27 protein-coding genes and 1 pseudogene are annotated in these 14,862 nt (G+C 63.5%); all 28 read left to right on the top strand.

Annotated elements, in window-relative coordinates; genetic code table 11:
• Positions 1 to 103 (top strand): annotated as a pseudogene (locus VQ042_RS08700) (elongation factor Tu); the annotation flags it as partial.
• 163 nt (positions 104 to 266) lie between these two features.
• Positions 267 to 575 (top strand): 30S ribosomal protein S10, encoded by a 309-nt coding sequence (gene rpsJ / locus VQ042_RS08695; protein ID WP_006205468.1) that lies wholly within the window; start codon positions 267 to 269, stop codon positions 573 to 575.
• Between the two features lie 25 nt (positions 576 to 600).
• Positions 601 to 1,326 carry a 50S ribosomal protein L3 gene (gene rplC / locus VQ042_RS08690; protein ID WP_024351692.1) on the top strand — a complete coding sequence of 242 codons (726 nt, stop codon included), beginning with the start codon at positions 601 to 603 and terminating at the stop codon, positions 1,324 to 1,326.
• Positions 1,326 to 1,946 carry a 50S ribosomal protein L4 gene (gene rplD, locus VQ042_RS08685; RefSeq protein ID WP_331817578.1) on the top strand — a complete coding sequence of 207 codons (621 nt, stop codon included), beginning with the start codon at positions 1,326 to 1,328 and terminating at the stop codon, positions 1,944 to 1,946. The genes rplC and rplD overlap by 1 nt, the downstream gene beginning before the upstream one ends.
• Complete coding sequence (locus VQ042_RS08680; RefSeq protein ID WP_331817576.1) at positions 1,943 to 2,236, top strand: 50S ribosomal protein L23; 294 nt, start codon at positions 1,943 to 1,945, stop codon at positions 2,234 to 2,236. The genes rplD and VQ042_RS08680 overlap by 4 nt, the downstream gene beginning before the upstream one ends.
• A gap of 23 nt (positions 2,237 to 2,259) precedes the next feature.
• Positions 2,260 to 3,096 carry a 50S ribosomal protein L2 gene (gene rplB, locus VQ042_RS08675; protein ID WP_331817574.1) on the top strand — a complete coding sequence of 279 codons (837 nt, stop codon included), beginning with the start codon at positions 2,260 to 2,262 and terminating at the stop codon, positions 3,094 to 3,096.
• A 12-nt stretch (positions 3,097 to 3,108) separates the two neighbouring features.
• On the top strand, positions 3,109 to 3,387 hold the full coding sequence (gene rpsS / locus VQ042_RS08670; RefSeq protein WP_024351694.1) for a 30S ribosomal protein S19: 279 nt from the start codon (positions 3,109 to 3,111) through the stop codon (positions 3,385 to 3,387).
• A gap of 2 nt (positions 3,388 to 3,389) precedes the next feature.
• On the top strand, positions 3,390 to 3,779 hold the full coding sequence (gene rplV, locus VQ042_RS08665; protein WP_331817570.1) for a 50S ribosomal protein L22: 390 nt from the start codon (positions 3,390 to 3,392) through the stop codon (positions 3,777 to 3,779).
• A complete protein-coding gene (gene rpsC / locus VQ042_RS08660; RefSeq protein WP_331817568.1) occupies positions 3,779 to 4,483 on the top strand; it encodes a 30S ribosomal protein S3 in 705 nt (234 codons plus the stop codon). The genes rplV and rpsC overlap by 1 nt, the downstream gene beginning before the upstream one ends.
• A gap of 27 nt (positions 4,484 to 4,510) precedes the next feature.
• Positions 4,511 to 4,924, top strand: a complete 414-nt coding sequence (rplP, locus tag VQ042_RS08655; protein WP_206454001.1) for a 50S ribosomal protein L16 — start codon at positions 4,511 to 4,513, stop codon at positions 4,922 to 4,924.
• Between the two features lie 12 nt (positions 4,925 to 4,936).
• Entirely contained in the window at positions 4,937 to 5,137 is a 201-nt protein-coding gene (gene rpmC / locus VQ042_RS08650) for a 50S ribosomal protein L29 (RefSeq protein WP_009209726.1), read from the top strand.
• Positions 5,138 to 5,147: 10 nt separating this feature from the next.
• Complete coding sequence (gene rpsQ / locus VQ042_RS08645) at positions 5,148 to 5,396, top strand: 30S ribosomal protein S17 (RefSeq protein ID WP_331817561.1); 249 nt, start codon at positions 5,148 to 5,150, stop codon at positions 5,394 to 5,396.
• A gap of 62 nt (positions 5,397 to 5,458) precedes the next feature.
• Positions 5,459 to 5,827 (top strand): 50S ribosomal protein L14, encoded by a 369-nt coding sequence (gene rplN / locus VQ042_RS08640; RefSeq protein WP_009209725.1) that lies wholly within the window; start codon positions 5,459 to 5,461, stop codon positions 5,825 to 5,827.
• Positions 5,828 to 5,842: 15 nt separating this feature from the next.
• Positions 5,843 to 6,157 (top strand): 50S ribosomal protein L24, encoded by a 315-nt coding sequence (rplX, locus tag VQ042_RS08635; RefSeq protein WP_331817558.1) that lies wholly within the window; start codon positions 5,843 to 5,845, stop codon positions 6,155 to 6,157.
• Positions 6,150 to 6,713 (top strand): 50S ribosomal protein L5, encoded by a 564-nt coding sequence (rplE, locus tag VQ042_RS08630; protein ID WP_331817557.1) that lies wholly within the window; start codon positions 6,150 to 6,152, stop codon positions 6,711 to 6,713. Before rplX ends, rplE begins: the two co-directional genes overlap by 8 nt.
• Positions 6,714 to 6,738: 25 nt before the next feature.
• Positions 6,739 to 7,044, top strand: a complete 306-nt coding sequence (gene rpsN, locus VQ042_RS08625) for a 30S ribosomal protein S14 (RefSeq protein ID WP_331817556.1) — start codon at positions 6,739 to 6,741, stop codon at positions 7,042 to 7,044.
• A 12-nt stretch (positions 7,045 to 7,056) separates the two neighbouring features.
• Positions 7,057 to 7,455, top strand: a complete 399-nt coding sequence (gene rpsH / locus VQ042_RS08620; protein ID WP_009209721.1) for a 30S ribosomal protein S8 — start codon at positions 7,057 to 7,059, stop codon at positions 7,453 to 7,455.
• Positions 7,456 to 7,496: 41 nt separating this feature from the next.
• A complete protein-coding gene (gene rplF / locus VQ042_RS08615) occupies positions 7,497 to 8,030 on the top strand; it encodes a 50S ribosomal protein L6 (protein WP_331817552.1) in 534 nt (177 codons plus the stop codon).
• A gap of 8 nt (positions 8,031 to 8,038) precedes the next feature.
• The gene (rplR, locus tag VQ042_RS08610) at positions 8,039 to 8,401 is read left to right on the top strand and encodes a 50S ribosomal protein L18 (protein WP_331817550.1); all 363 of its coding nucleotides are present in this window, start codon (positions 8,039 to 8,041) and stop codon (positions 8,399 to 8,401) included.
• An 87-nt stretch (positions 8,402 to 8,488) separates the two neighbouring features.
• Positions 8,489 to 9,046 carry a 30S ribosomal protein S5 gene (gene rpsE, locus VQ042_RS08605; RefSeq protein WP_331817548.1) on the top strand — a complete coding sequence of 186 codons (558 nt, stop codon included), beginning with the start codon at positions 8,489 to 8,491 and terminating at the stop codon, positions 9,044 to 9,046.
• 54 nt (positions 9,047 to 9,100) lie between these two features.
• The gene (rpmD, locus tag VQ042_RS08600; RefSeq protein WP_331817546.1) at positions 9,101 to 9,304 is read left to right on the top strand and encodes a 50S ribosomal protein L30; all 204 of its coding nucleotides are present in this window, start codon (positions 9,101 to 9,103) and stop codon (positions 9,302 to 9,304) included.
• Between the two features lie 118 nt (positions 9,305 to 9,422).
• Entirely contained in the window at positions 9,423 to 9,890 is a 468-nt protein-coding gene (gene rplO, locus VQ042_RS08595; protein WP_331817544.1) for a 50S ribosomal protein L15, read from the top strand.
• Between the two features lie 137 nt (positions 9,891 to 10,027).
• On the top strand, positions 10,028 to 11,371 hold the full coding sequence (secY, locus tag VQ042_RS08590; protein WP_331817542.1) for a preprotein translocase subunit SecY: 1,344 nt from the start codon (positions 10,028 to 10,030) through the stop codon (positions 11,369 to 11,371).
• On the top strand, positions 11,368 to 12,021 hold the full coding sequence (locus tag VQ042_RS08585) for an adenylate kinase (RefSeq protein ID WP_331817540.1): 654 nt from the start codon (positions 11,368 to 11,370) through the stop codon (positions 12,019 to 12,021). The genes secY and VQ042_RS08585 overlap by 4 nt, the downstream gene beginning before the upstream one ends.
• Before the next feature lie 208 nt (positions 12,022 to 12,229).
• On the top strand, positions 12,230 to 12,598 hold the full coding sequence (rpsM, locus tag VQ042_RS08580) for a 30S ribosomal protein S13 (RefSeq protein WP_331817538.1): 369 nt from the start codon (positions 12,230 to 12,232) through the stop codon (positions 12,596 to 12,598).
• 104 nt (positions 12,599 to 12,702) lie between these two features.
• Complete coding sequence (gene rpsK / locus VQ042_RS08575) at positions 12,703 to 13,092, top strand: 30S ribosomal protein S11 (protein WP_009209713.1); 390 nt, start codon at positions 12,703 to 12,705, stop codon at positions 13,090 to 13,092.
• A 116-nt stretch (positions 13,093 to 13,208) separates the two neighbouring features.
• The gene (locus VQ042_RS08570) at positions 13,209 to 14,237 is read left to right on the top strand and encodes a DNA-directed RNA polymerase subunit alpha (RefSeq protein WP_331817535.1); all 1,029 of its coding nucleotides are present in this window, start codon (positions 13,209 to 13,211) and stop codon (positions 14,235 to 14,237) included.
• 147 nt (positions 14,238 to 14,384) lie between these two features.
• On the top strand, positions 14,385 to 14,807 hold the full coding sequence (gene rplQ / locus VQ042_RS08565) for a 50S ribosomal protein L17 (protein WP_331817533.1): 423 nt from the start codon (positions 14,385 to 14,387) through the stop codon (positions 14,805 to 14,807).
• Positions 14,808 to 14,862 lie beyond the last annotated feature (55 nt).

The raw sequence follows: 14,862 nt of genomic DNA, 5'->3' as shown, positions 1-14,862 counted from the left end.
GACGCTGATCGTGCCGATCGCGATGGAAGAGAAGCTGCGCTTCGCCATCCGTGAAGGCGGCCGCACCGTCGGCGCCGGCATCGTCGCCTCGATCGTCGCGTAACGACGGAACGATCTCGGGGACGCCGCCCTGCTAGCGGCGTCCCTGGTTCTTTGCCCCCCGAGGGTAAGCCGGGGTTCGCCCCGCGCGACATTGGCTGCTTTGACAAGACAAGCGCTCGGAAAGCGCCGCCGCGCCGGTGGTCTCCGACGAGAGGACGAATAAAATGAACGGCCAGAATATCCGCATCCGCCTCAAGGCGTTCGATCACCGGGTTCTCGATGCGTCGACCCGCGAGATCGTGTCGACTGCCAAGCGCACCGGCGCAAATGTGCGGGGGCCGATCCCGCTGCCGACGCGGATCGAAAAGTTTACCGTGAACCGCTCGCCGCACGTCGACAAGAAGTCGCGCGAGCAGTTCGAAATGCGCACCCACAAGCGGCTCCTCGACATCGTCGACCCGACGCCGCAGACGGTCGATGCGCTCATGAAGCTCGACCTCGCCGCTGGCGTCGATGTCGAGATCAAGCTCTGATCCGAGCACGGGAAGGATAACGCCCATGCGTTCAGGTGTGATAGCACAAAAGGTCGGCATGACCCGCGTCTACAACGACGTCGGTGAGCATGTTCCGGTCACCGTCCTGAAGGTCGAGAACCTCCAGGTCGTCGCCCAGCGGACCAAGGAAAAGAACGGTTACACCGCCGTCCAGGTCGGCGCTGGCCTTGCCAAGGTCAAGAACACGTCCAAGCCCATGCGCGGCGTGTTCGCCCAGGCTTCGGTCGAGCCGAAGCGCAAGCTCGTCGAGTTCCGCGTGTCGGACGACAACATGATCGACGTCGGCGCCGAGATCACGGCCGAGCACTTCGTGCCCGGCCAGATGGTCGACGTGACCGGCACCTCGATCGGTAAGGGCTTCGCAGGCGCCATGAAGCGCCACAATTTCGGCGGCCTGCGCGCCACCCACGGCGTGTCCGTCTCGCACCGTTCGCACGGTTCGACCGGCCAGCGTCAGGATCCCGGCAAGGTCTTCAAGAACAAGAAGATGGCCGGCCATATGGGCGACGTCCGCGTGACCACGCAGAACCTGCAGGTCGTGCGCACCGATCCCGAGAAGGGCCTGATCCTGGTTCGTGGCGCCGTCCCGGGCTCCAAGGGTGGCTGGATCGAAATTCGTGACGCCGTGAAGGCGTCGCTGCCCGACAACGCGCCGAAGCCGGCCGCGCTCCGCAACGCCGGAAACGGTGCTGCTGTTGAGACCGCGGACGCTTCCGAGGGAGCGGAATAATGGACGTTACGATCAAAAGCCTCGACGGCAAGGACGCCGGCACGGCGACCCTGGCCGACGACATCTTCGGCCTCGAGCCGCGCGAGGACATCCTGCAGCGCATGGTTCGCTGGCAGCTGGCTAAGCGCCAGCAGGGCTCGCACCAGACCCTCGGCCGCGCGGAGATCGCGCGGACGGGTGCCAAGCTGTACCGCCAGAAGGGCACCGGTCGTGCCCGTCACGGCTCGGCGCGTGCGCCGCAGTTCCGCGGTGGCGGCAAGGCCCACGGCCCGACGTCGCGGAGCCATGCCCATGACCTGCCCAAGAAGGTGCGGGCACTGGCATTGCGCCACGCGCTGTCGGCCAAGGCGAAGTCGGGCGGCATTGTCGTCATCGACGAGCTGAAGGCTGCCGAGGGCAAGACCAAGGCAATGGTGAAGAACTTCGCCGACCTGGGTCTGTCCAACGCGCTGTTCATCGGTGGTGCGGAACTCGACGCGAACTTCTCGCGCTCGGCTCGCAACATCCCGCACATCGACGTGCTGCCGGTTCAGGGCATCAACGTCTACGACATTCTCCGCCGCCAGACGCTGGTTCTGTCGAAGGCTGCGGTCGAGGCTCTCGAGGAGCGGTTCAAATGAGCGATCTGCGCCATTACGACGTCATCACGAGCCCGGTGATCACCGAAAAGTCGACGCTTCTGTCGGACAACAACCAGGTGGTCTTCAACGTCCCGCGGACGGCGACCAAGCCGGACATCAAGGCCGCCATCGAGGCGCTCTTCAATGTCAAGGTAACCGCCGTCAACACGCTGGTCCGCAAGGGCAAGGTCAAGCGCTTCCGTGGCCGTATCGGCCGCCAGAGCGATCAGAAAAAAGCCGTCGTGACATTGGCCGAAGGCCAGTCGATCGACGTCTCGACCGGTCTTTGATCGGGACCGGAGGGAGCTAGGCAATGGCACTAAAGAATTTCAAACCGAACACGCCGAGCCAGCGTCAGCTGGTCATCGTCGATCGCTCGGGCCTCTGGAAGGGCAAGCCGGTCAAGCAGTTGACCGAGGGCCTCAGCCAGAAGGGCGGCCGTAACAATGCCGGTCGCATCACGGCTCGCTACCAGGGCGGTGGTCACAAGCGGACCTACCGGATCATCGACTTCAAGCGTCGCAAGTTCGACATGCCGGGAACGGTCGAGCGGATCGAGTACGATCCCAACCGCACCGCCTTCATCGCGCTGCTGAAGTACGAGGACGGCGAGTTCGCCTACATCCTGGCGCCGCAGCGCGTGGCTGCCGGCGACGTGGTGATCTCCGGTCTGTCCGGCGTCGACGTCAAGCCCGGCAACGCGATGCCGCTGTCGGCCATGCCGGTCGGCACGATCGTCCACAATGTGGAGATGAAGCCGGAGAAGGGTGGCCAGATCGCCCGGTCCGCCGGTGCATATGCACAGCTCGTCGGCCGCGACTCCGGTCTGGCGATCCTGCGCCTCAACTCGGGCGAACAGCGGCTGGTGCCGTCGTCCTGCCTGGCCACTGTCGGCGCAGTCTCGAACGCGGATCACTCGAACATCAACCTCGGCAAGGCTGGACGTTCGCGCTGGCTGGGTCGTCGCCCGCATGTTCGCGGTGTCGTGATGAACCCGGTCGATCACCCGCATGGCGGCGGCGAAGGCCGTACCTCCGGTGGTCGTCACCCGGTTTCGCCGTGGGGCAAGCCGACCAAGGGCAAGCGCACCCGGCAGAACAAGGCGACCGACAAGTTCATCATGCGCTCGCGCCATCAGCGCAAGAAGTAAGAGGATTTTTTCATGACACGTTCCGTCTGGAAGGGTCCGTTCGTCGATGGCTACCTTCTCAAGAAAGCCGAGAAGGGGCGCGAGAGCGGCCGCAATGATGTGATCAAGATCTGGAGCCGTCGTTCGACGATCCTGCCCCAGTTTGTCGGTCAGACCTTCGGCGTCTACAACGGCTCGAAGCACATTCCGGTGTCGGTCAACGAGGATATGGTCGGACACAAGTTCGGCGAGTTCGCTCCGACCCGCACATATTACGGCCACGGCGCCGACAAGAAGGCGAAGAGGAAGTAACAATGGGCAAGGCCAAAGCCGAACGTCGGCTGTCGGAGAACGAGGCGCGAGCAGTCGCCCGGACGATCCGTGTCAGCCCCCAGAAACTCAACCTCGTCGCGCAGCTGATCCGCGGCAAGAAGGTCGACGCCGCTCTTGCGGACCTGACCTTCTCGCGCAAGCGGATTGCCGAGACGGTGAAGAAGACGCTGGAAAGCGCCATCGCGAACGCCGAGAACAACCATGATCTCGACGTCGATTCGCTAATCGTCGCCGAGGCGTATGTCGGCAAGTCGATCACGATGAAGCGCTTTCATGCCCGCGGTCGCGGTCGTGCCAGCCGGGTCGAGAAGCCGTTCTCGCATCTGACGATCGTCGTGCGCGAGATCGCCGCAATCGAGGAGGCCGCATAATGGGTCAGAAGATCAATCCGACCGGTTTTCGGCTCGGCATCAACCGCACCTGGGATTCGCGCTGGTATGCGAACACCGGCGAGTACGGCCATCTGCTGCACGAGGATCTGAAGATCCGCGCATATCTGATGAACGAGCTGAAGCAGGCGGCGGTCTCCAAGATCGTCATCGAGCGTCCGCACAAGAAGTGCCGCATCACGATCCACTCAGCGCGTCCGGGCATCGTCATCGGCAAGAAGGGTGCGGACATCGAGAAGCTTCGCAAGAAGCTCGCCTCGCTGACCACCGCCGAGACGCACATCAACATCGTCGAGGTGCGCAAGCCCGAGACCGATGCAACCCTGGTGGCCCAGTCCATCGCCCAGCAGCTCGAGCGCCGCGTGGCGTTCCGCCGGGCGATGAAGCGGGCCGTCCAGTCCGCCATGCGCCTCGGCGCGGAAGGCATCCGCATCAATTGCGGCGGCCGTCTGGGCGGCGCGGAGATCGCACGTACCGAATGGTACCGCGAGGGACGCGTTCCGCTGCACACGCTGCGCGCCGACATTGACTACGGGACCGCCGAGGCCAAGACGGCTTACGGGATCTGCGGCGTCAAGGTCTGGATCTTCAAGGGCGAGATTCTCGAGCACGACCCGATGGCCTCCGAGCGCCGCCAGGTCGAAGGCGAGGGTCAGGGTGGCGGTCGCCGCCGCGAGCACGCCTGAGCCTTATCGAATTCGGAGTGACATAAGATGCTGCAGCCAAAGCGCACAAAGTACCGGAAGGCGTTCAAGGGACGCATTCACGGTACCGCAAAGGGCGGAACCGGCCTCAATTTCGGCGCCTTCGGACTGAAGGCGATGGAGCCGGAGCGGGTCACCGCCCGCCAGATCGAAGCGGCCCGCCGCGCGATCACCCGTCAGATGAAGCGCCAGGGCCGCGTGTGGATCCGGATCTTCCCGGATCTGCCCGTGACCTCCAAGCCGACGGAAGTCCGCATGGGTAAGGGCAAGGGTTCGGTCGATTACTGGGCCGCCCGCGTTCATCCCGGACGCGTCGTCTTCGAGATCGACGGGGTCGACGAGGTGACGGCCCGCGAGGCGCTGCGTCTCGGCGCGGCGAAGCTGCCGATCCGTACGCGCTTCATTCAGCGCATTGCCGAGTAAGGAGAGTTTGAAGTGAAAGCTTCCGACGTCAAGACAATGACCCAGGACGAACTCACGGACGAGCTCGCCAAGCTGAAGAAGGAGCAGTTCAATCTGCGCTTCCAGCGTGCCACGGGTCAGCTCGAGAACACCGCCCGCGTGCGCAAGGTGCGCCGCGATATCGCGCGGATCAAGACGATTTCTCGCCTGAAGGCGGGCGAGGCCAAGGCCTGAGGACGAGAATATGCCCAAACGTATCCTGCAGGGGACGGTCGTCTCCGACAAGAACGACAAGACGGTAGTGGTCCTGGTGGAGCGTCGCTTCACCCACCCGCTGTTCAAGAAGACCGTGCGCCGTACGAAGAAGTACAAGGCGCACGACGAGAGCAATCAGTACAAGGTCGGCGACATCGTCTCCATCGAGGAGACGCGGCCGATCTCGCGCGACAAGAGCTGGATCGTCGTTTCGAGCGAAACGGCAGCAGCCAGTTAATGATTTGGTCGGGACGCGCGGCATCCGCGCAGCCCGGCAGCAAGCTTTGAAGGCGGTCTGACATGATTCAGATGCAAACAAACCTCGACGTCGCGGATAATTCCGGCGCCCGTCGTGTCATGTGCATCAAGGTATTGGGCGGCTCGAAGCGGAAATATGCCTCGGTCGGCGACATCATTGTCGTTTCCGTCAAGGAGGCAATTCCGCGGGGCCGCGTGAAGAAGGGCGACGTGATGAAGGCCGTGGTGGTACGTACCGCCAAGGACATCCGCCGCGCCGACGGTTCGGTGATCCGGTTCGATTCGAACGCCGCGGTCCTGATCGACAATAAGAAAGAGCCGGTCGGCACCCGTATCTTCGGCCCGGTTCCCCGCGAGCTTCGCGGCAAGAACCACATGAAGATCGTCTCGCTGGCCCCCGAAGTTCTGTAAGAAGGAGAGCGGACGATGCAGAAGATCCGCAAGGGCGACACGGTCGTCGTGCTCGCCGGCAAGGACAAGGGCCGGTCGGGTGAAGTCATTAAGGTGATGCCGAAGGACGGTCGCGCCCTGGTGCGTGGGATCAACATGATCAAGCGCCACCAGCGCCAGACCGCTTCCCAGGAAGCCGGCATCATCAACAAGGAAGCCGCCATCCAGCTTTCCAACCTTGCGGTCGCAGACCCCAAGGACGGCAAGGCGACCCGCGTCGGCTTCAAGATTCTGGACGACGGCACGAAGGTGCGCGTCGCCAAGCGCTCGGGAGAGCAGATCAATGGCTGATACGGAAACCGCTTACGAGCCGCGCCTCAAGCGCGTCTATCGCGAAGAGGTCCGCAAGACGCTCCTGGAACAGTTCTCGTACAAGAACGAGATGCAGGTTCCGCGCGTCGACAAGATCGTGATCAACATGGGCGTCGGCGAGGCAACCGCCGACTCCAAGAAGCCTGCGGTCGCGGCCGAGGATCTGGGCCGCATCGCGGGCCAGAAGCCGATCATCACCTTCGCCCGCAATTCCATTGCAGGCTTCAAGGTTCGCGAAGGCATGCCGATCGGCGCCAAGGTCACGCTCCGCAAGGACCGCATGTACGAGTTCATGGACCGGCTGGTGCAGATCGCCCTGCCGCGTGTCCGCGATTTCCGCGGCCTGAACCCGAAGAGCTTCGATGGTCGTGGCAATTTCGCCATGGGCGTCAAGGAGCACATCGTGTTCCCCGAGATCAACTACGACAAGGTTGATCAGATGTGGGGCATGGACATCATCGTCTGTACGACGGCGAACACCGACGACGAAGCCCGGGCGCTGCTGACAGCGTTCAACTTCCCGTTCCGCCAGTAACGGCTGACGAGCAAAGGACGAGATAATGGCCAAAAAGGGCATGATCGAGCAGAACAAGCACCGTCAGAAGCTGGTGGCGAAGTACGCCGCCAAGCGGGCTGCTCTGAAGGCGATCACCAAGAATGCCGACGCCCCCATGGATGAGCGCTTCCGGGCGCAGCTCCAGCTCGCGGAACTTCCGCGGAACGGGTCGAAGGTTCGCATTCGTAACCGCTGCGAGGTAACGGGCCGTCCGCGCGCCTACTATCGCAAGCTGAAGATGAGCCGCATTGCGCTCCGGGACCTCGGCAATAACGGCCAGATTCCCGGTATCGTGAAGTCGAGCTGGTAAGGAGGTATAGACATGTCTTTGTCTGATCCGCTCGGCGATATGCTGACCCGCATCCGCAACGCCATTATGCGCAACAAGTCGTCGGTGACGACGCCTGCGTCGAAGCTGCGTGGCCGCGTGCTGGACGTCCTCAAGGATGAGGGCTACATCCGCGGCTACACCCAGACCGAATTCGTTGCCGGCAAGTCCGAGTACGAAATCGAGCTGAAATATTACGAAGGCGGACCCGTCATCCGGGAGATCGCCCGCGTCTCGAAACCTGGCCGCCGCGTGTATGTGTCGGCCAAGACGATTCCGCAGGTCGCGAACGGTCTGGGCATTTCGGTCCTGTCGACGCCGAAGGGCGTCATGGCCGATCATAGCGCCCGTGAACAGAATGTCGGCGGCGAGGTGCTCTGCCGCGTCTTCTGACGCGGCGGCACCGGCGCCCAGCGAACGCACAGGGTTTCGAAATGTCTCGTATTGGTAAGAAGCCGATTGCACTGCCGGAGGGTGTCACTGCCACCGTCGACGGGCAGACCGTGACGGCAAAGGGCCCTAAGGGCGAGCTCACCTTCGTGGTGAACGAGGAAGTCCTCGTGAAGATGGAAGACGGGGCGGTCCGTGTGGATCCGCGCGACGATTCCAAGGATGCACGCTCCAAATGGGGCATGTCGCGGACGATGATCTCCAACATCGTCAACGGCGTGAAGACGGGCTTCGAGAAGAAGCTCGAGATCAACGGCGTCGGCTATCGTGCCTCGCTCCAGGGTAAGAACCTGCAGCTGGCCCTTGGCTTCTCGCACGATGTGATCTACCCGGTGCCGGAAGGTATCCAGATCGTGGTGCCCAAGCCGACCGAGATCGTGATCTCGGGCATCGACCGGCAGAAGGTCGGGCAGGTCGCTTCGGAGATTCGCGAGTACCGCGGCCCCGAGCCCTACAAGGGCAAGGGCGTCAAATATGCTGACGAGACGATCGTCCGCAAAGAGGGCAAGAAGAAGTAGGGCTCGTTATGGCTACCTTGAAGGAAAATCTGCGACGGCGGGCCTCGCGCATCCGCCGCTCGATCAAGAAGGTGGCGAACGGTCGTCCTCGGCTGTCCGTCCACCGCTCTTCGAAGAACATCTATGCGCAGATCATCGACGACACCGCGGGCCGCACGCTTGTGGCCGCCTCGACGCTCGACACCTCGCTGCGTTCGCAGCTGAAGACCGGTGCCGACACCGAGGCTGCTGCGGCGGTTGGCAAGCTCGTCGCCGAGCGCGCGAAGGAAGCTGGCGTCACCGACGTGGTGTTCGATCGTGGCGCGTTCATCTATCACGGCCGCATCAAGGCCCTGGCCGATTCGGCACGTGAAGGCGGCCTCAACTTCTGAGTCCGCTCGGGCGCATCGCCCCCCATTGCGGCCGCTTGAAGCGGTCGCCACTGACAGACGCCTCCGGAAAAGAACAAGGAACAGGATATGGCGCCTCGTAACGATCGACGTGATGACCGCGATGACGGCTTCGTCGACAAGCTCGTTCACATCAACCGCGTCGCCAAGGTGGTCAAGGGTGGCCGTCGCTTCGGCTTCGCAGCCCTCGTCGTCGTCGGCGACCTGAAGGGCCGCGTCGGCTTCGGCCACGGCAAGGCACGCGAAGTGCCCGAGGCCATCCGCAAGGCCACGGAAGCCGCCAAGCGCGACCTGATCTTCGTGCCGCTGCGCGATGGCCGGACGCTGCATCATGACGTCAGCGGGCGCCACGGCGCCGGCAAGGTCATCCTGCGCGCCGCCGAGGCCGGTACCGGCATCATCGCCGGCGGCCCGATGCGCGCCGTCTTCGAAGCCGTCGGCATGCACGACGTCGTTGCCAAGTCGCTCGGCTCGTCGAACCCCTACAACATGGTTCGCGCGACGTTCGACGGCCTGAAGAACGCCATGCATCCGAAGGACGTCGCTTCGCGGCGCGGCATCAAGTACTCCGAACTCCAGGCGCGTCGCCGGGAAGTCATCGGTGCCCGGGTTGCCGACGAGGATTGATTGGATGCGGGGAGTTCCGGGAACTCCTCGCGCTTTGACTGAAGGAGCCAATCGATGGCCGAAACGAAATCCGCAGGTAGCACCGTCACCGTCGTCCAGACCGGCAGCCCCATCCGTCGCTCCGCCGACCAGCGCCAGACGCTGATCGGCCTGGGGCTGAACAAGATGCATCGCCGCCGGACGCTCGAAGACACCCCGGCCGTGCGTGGAATGATCGCCAAGGTCGCCCACCTCGTACGTGTGGTCGACCCGGCCTGACGCGCGTGGCGCGGCGTCGCGTTTGACGCAGCCGCACCAGACCGTAATTTTGCCAGAGCATCGGGATATCGCGTGGGGAAGGGTGAAGCCTTCCCGCCGATAGACCAGGAGAAGCACCATGAAACTCAATGAGATTTCCGACGTCGAGGGCGCGACCCACTCGCGCAAGCGTGTCGGTCGCGGAATCGGTTCGGGCCGGGGCAAGACCGGTGGCCGCGGCGTGAAGGGGCAGAAGTCCCGTTCGGGCGTCGCGATCAACGGCTTCGAGGGCGGCCAGATGCCGCTGTTCCGCCGTCTGCCGAAGCGCGGCTTCGTCAACATCTTTTCCAAGAACTTCAATGTCGTCTCGGTTGGGCGCATCCAGCAGGCGATCGACGCCGGCAAGCTGGACGGCTCGGCCACGGTCGACATCGCTGCCCTGAAGGCCGCCGGGCTCGTTCGCCGTCCCAAGGATGGCGTTCGCCTCCTGGGCGACGGCGAGCTGAAGGCCAAGGTCAGCCTACTCGTGGACGGCGCTTCCAAGTCGGCCGTCGAGAAGGTCGAGAAGGCTGGCGGCTCGATCAAGACGATGGGCGCGGAAGCCTAAGGCTTCTTGCACCCGACGGACGCGGCGTCTATCTCTCGGTCTTCCTCATGGAGGAGCCCGCCGGTGGACGGCGCGGCTGACGGTACGGGCGCGCATTCGATGCCGACCCGCCGGACAACCCCGGAGACAGGTAAAGTATGGCATCGGCTGCGGAACAACTCGCCGCGAATTTGAACTTTTCGGCCTTTGCGAAGGCCGAGGATCTCAAGAAGCGCATCTGGTTCACCCTGGGTGCGCTTCTGGTGTATCGGCTCGGGACCTACATCCCGATGCCCGGCATCAATCCTGACGCCCTGGCGCAGGCCTTCCAGCAGCAATCGACCGGCATTCTCGGTCTGTTCAACATGTTCTCCGGCGGTGCCGTCGGACGCATGGCGATCTTCGCGCTGGGAATCATGCCCTACATCTCGGCCTCCATCATCATCCAGCTGATGACGTCGGTGATCCCGTCGCTCGAGCAGCTGAAGAAGGAAGGCGAGCAGGGCCGCAAGGTCATCAACCAGTACACCCGCTACGGCACGGTGCTTCTTGCGACCGTGCAGGCCTACGGCATTGCCGCCGGCCTGCAGACGCAGCCGGGCATCGTCGTCGATCCGGGCGCGTTCTTCCAGGTTTCGGCCGTCATCACGCTGGTTGGCGGCACCATGTTCCTGATGTGGCTCGGTGAGCAGATCACCGCGCGCGGCATCGGCAACGGCATCTCGCTGATCATCTTCGCCGGCATCGTGGCACATCTGCCCTCGGCGATCGCCAACCTCCTGGAACTCGGGCGCACCGGCGCGCTGTCGACGGCGATCATCCTGCTCGTCATCGTTGTCGCGGTCGTCTGCATCGCCACGATCGTGTTCTTCGAGCGTGCCCAGCGCCGGCTGCTGATCCAGTATCCCAAGCGCCAGGTCGGCAACCGCATGTTCCAGGGAGATACGTCGCATCTGCCGCTGAAGCTCAACACGGCTGGCGTGATCCCGCCGATCTTCGCTTCCTCGCTGCTGCTGCTGCCGGTGACCATCGCAAACTTCACGAGCACCGAGGACCTGCCGGGCTGGGCGTCGGCGACGATCGCGTCGCTCGGCCACGGCCAGCCGCTCTACATGGCGATGTATGCCGGCCTGATTGCATTCTTCGCGTTCTTCTACACCGCCGTGGTGTTCAATCCGAAGGACACGGCGGACAATCTGAAGAAGCATGGCGGCTTCATCCCGGGCATCCGTCCGGGTGAGCGGACCGCGGAATATATCGATTACGTCCTGACCCGCATCACGGTCGTCGGCGCGATCTATCTGGTGATCATCTGTCTTCTGCCGGAATTCCTGATCTCGGCCGTGGGCGTACCGTTCTATCTTGGCGGCACGTCGCTGCTGATCGTCGTCAGTGTCACGATGGATACTGTTGCGCAGGTGCAGGGGCACCTTCTGGCGCACCAGTATGAGGGCCTCGTGAAGAAGGCGAAACTCAGGGGTGGACGACGGGGGGGCAAATGAGACTCATATTGTTGGGGCCGCCGGGAGCCGGGAAGGGCACCCAGGCACAGCGGCTGATCTCCAGGCACGGGATCCCGCAGCTCTCGACCGGCGACATGCTGCGGGCCGCCGTGACCGCGCAGACCGAGGTGGGACTGAAGGCCAAGGCGGTGATGGATTCGGGCAATCTCGTATCCGATGACATCGTCAACGCCATCGTGTCGGACCGGATCGACCAGGCCGATTGCGCCGGCGGCTTCATTCTCGACGGCTACCCCCGCACGCTCAACCAGGCGGATGCCGTCGAGGCGATGCTGGAGCGCAAGGGGCTGCATCTCGACCACGTGATCGAGATGAAGGTCGACGATGACATCCTGGTCAACCGCGTGTCCGGCCGGTTCTCCTGTGCCAAGTGCGGCGCGGTCTACCATGACGAGGACAAGCGGCCGAAGGTCGAGGGCGTCTGCGACGTCTGCGGCTCGACGGACTTCAAGCGCCGTCCGGACGACAACGCGGAGACGATGCGCACGCGGCTGCGGTCCTATTACAAGGACACCTCGCCGCTGGTCGGTTACTACCACTGCAAGGGCACGCTGCGTGCCGTCGACGGTATGCAGCCGATCGATGCGGTGACCGAGAGCATCGAAAAGATCGTATCAGGCCAAGCCTGACATGACGAAACTGGTGGCGGCAACGCCGCTGCATCGGGTGGGCGGTTGACTTGTCAAGCCCCGCTGATCTATAGCGTGCGCTATTCGCGAATCCTCAGCGATCGGCGCATGTCTTCATTCGGAGTCCTGCATCGGTCGCTTTTGGCTGAAGGGCGCCGCATCTTGTGTAAGGCGGGCCCCGAGCCCATCTAATTCTAGGAGTATGGTTGTGGCCCGTATCGCTGGCGTCAACATCCCGACCAACAAGCGCGTCGTCATCGCGCTGCAGTATATCCACGGCATCGGCTCCGCCCATGCCAAGGAGATCGTCAAGAAGGTCAATCTCGGCGACGAACGCCGCGTGAATGACCTGACGGACTCCGAGGTCCTGCAGATCCGCGAGATCATCGACCGCGACTACCGGGTCGAAGGCGATCTGCGCCGCGAGACCGCAATGAACGTGAAGCGTCTGATGGACCTGGGCTGCTACCGCGGTCTGCGTCACCGTCGCAGCCTTCCGGTTCGCGGTCAGCGCACGCACACTAATGCCCGCACCCGCAAGGGTCCGGCAAAGGCGATCGCCGGCAAGAAGAAGTAGGAACGGCCCTTTCGGACCGTTTCCACACGATGCGGCGCGTCTACGGGCGCGCCGTGGTGTAGCCGCCGGAATTACGGCGGTGTCGATATCAACAGGACAGTTTCATGGCTAAAGAAGCACAGCGCGTTCGCCGTCGCGAGCGCAAGAACATCACGTCGGGCGTCGCCCATGTGAGCTCCACCTTCAACAACACGCTGATCACCATCACCGACGCGCAGGGCAACTCGATTGCCTGGTCGTCGGCTGGCGCGCAGGGGTTCAAGGGCTCGCGCAAGTCGACGCCGTTTGCCGCGCAGGTCGCGGCCGAGGACGCCGCCAAGAAGGCGCAGGAACACGGCATGAAGACCCTCGAGGTCGAAGTCCGCGGTCCGGGTTCGGGTCGCGAGTCGGCGCTGCGTGCGCTGCAGGCTGCCGGTTTCACGATCACCTCGATCCGTGACGTCACGCCCATCCCGCACAATGGCGTGCGCCCCCGCAAGAAGCGCCGCGTTTGATGCTTTTCGCCGCGCTCGTCTGAGCGCGGTGTGCAGCCGACAGGAAGGGTTCCGCCTTCCGCACTCAGACCTATCGCCACGATTGGATGGTGGCGAGGAAACTGAAAGGCATCCGCATGATTGCTAGCAATTGGCAAGATCTCACCAAGCCGAACCAGGTGGTGTTCAAGAATGGCGGAAGCCGTTCGAAGGCGTCGCTCACGGCCGAACCGCTGGAGCGCGGCTTCGGCCTGACGCTCGGCAACGCGCTGCGTCGCGTTCTCCTGTCGTCGCTTCAGGGTGCTGCCATCACGGCCATCCAGATCGACGGCGTCCTGCACGAGTTCTCCTCGATCCCGGGCGTGCGTGAAGACGTCACCGACATCGTTCTGAACGTCAAGGAAATCTGCATCGGCATGCAGGGCGAAGGCCCCAAGCGCATGGTCGTTCGCAAGCAGGGCCCGGGCATCGTCCGCGCCGGTGACATCCAGACAGTCGGCGATATCGAGATCTTGAATCCCGAGCATGAGATCTGCACCCTCGACGAGGGCGCCGAGATCCGCATGGAGTTCACGGTCAACACGGGCAAGGGCTACGTGCCGGCCGACCAGAACCGCGCCGAGGATGCGCCGATCGGGCTGATCCCGGTCGATTCGCTGTTTTCGCCGGTCAAGAAGGTGTCCTACAAGGTGGAAGCCACCCGCGAGGGGCAGGACCTCAACAAGGACAAGCTCACCATGCAGATCGAGACCGATGGCTCGATCAGCGGCGAGGATGCCGTGGCCTATGCCGCGCGGATCCTGCAGGACCAGCTTTCGGTCTTCGTCAATTTCGAGGAGCCGCAGCGCGACCAGCGCGCCCCGGCCGGTGCCGAGGAACAGATGGCCGAACTGGCCTTCAACCCGGCGCTGCTCAAGAAGGTCGACGAGCTCGAGCTGTCGGTGCGTTCGGCGAACTGCCTGAAGAACGACAACATCGTCTACATCGGTGATCTGATCCAGAAGACCGAGGCGGAAATGCTGCGCACGCCGAATTTCGGCCGCAAGTCGCTCAACGAGATCAAGGAAGTTCTCGCGTCCATGGGCCTGCATCTGGGCATGGAAGTGACCGATTGGCCGCCGGAGAACATCGACGATCTGGCGAAGCGCTACGAAGACCAGTACTAGGACGACACTGCCTCCCGCCGCCGTTTTCGTCGGCGGGAGGATTTCAATCATTCAAAGGAACGGCGGCCTGTCACCTCTTCGTGGCAGGGACGCAAAGATCCCGACTTCCGGCGCCATGACGCCGGCTATTCACCTTGAGGAAAACCCATGCGCCACGCAAAACGCGGTCGGAAGCTCAATCGTACCGCCAGCCATCGTAAGGCGATGTTCGCCAACATGGTCGCTTCGCTGATCCTGCACGAGCAGATCGTCACCACCCTGCCTAAGGCCAAGGAACTGCGCCCGATCGTCGAGAAGATGATCACGCTGGGCAAGCGCGGCGACCTGCATGCCCGCCGCCAGGCAATCTCGCAGGTTCGCGATCCGTCGGTCATCGCCAAGCTGTTCGACACGCTGGCACCGCGCTACGCCGAGCGCAACGGCGGCTACACCCGCGTCCTCAAGGCCGGCTTCCGCCGTGGCGACAACGCCCCGCTGGCCGTCATCGAGTTCGTCGACCGCAACCCGGAAGCCCGTGGCGCGATCGACCGTGATCGTGTCGAGGCGGAAGCCGAGCTCGACGCCGCCTGATCGTTCCGATCATCCGGACACCAGAATGAGGGGCCCGCGCGGTCCCTTTTTCGTG

Source organism: Aurantimonas sp. A2-1-M11 (assembly GCF_036549475.1).
GTDB lineage: Bacteria > Pseudomonadota > Alphaproteobacteria > Rhizobiales > Rhizobiaceae > Aurantimonas.
The sequence above is the reverse complement of the archived record's forward strand: the minus strand, read 5'-3'. Positions and strand labels throughout refer to the sequence as shown.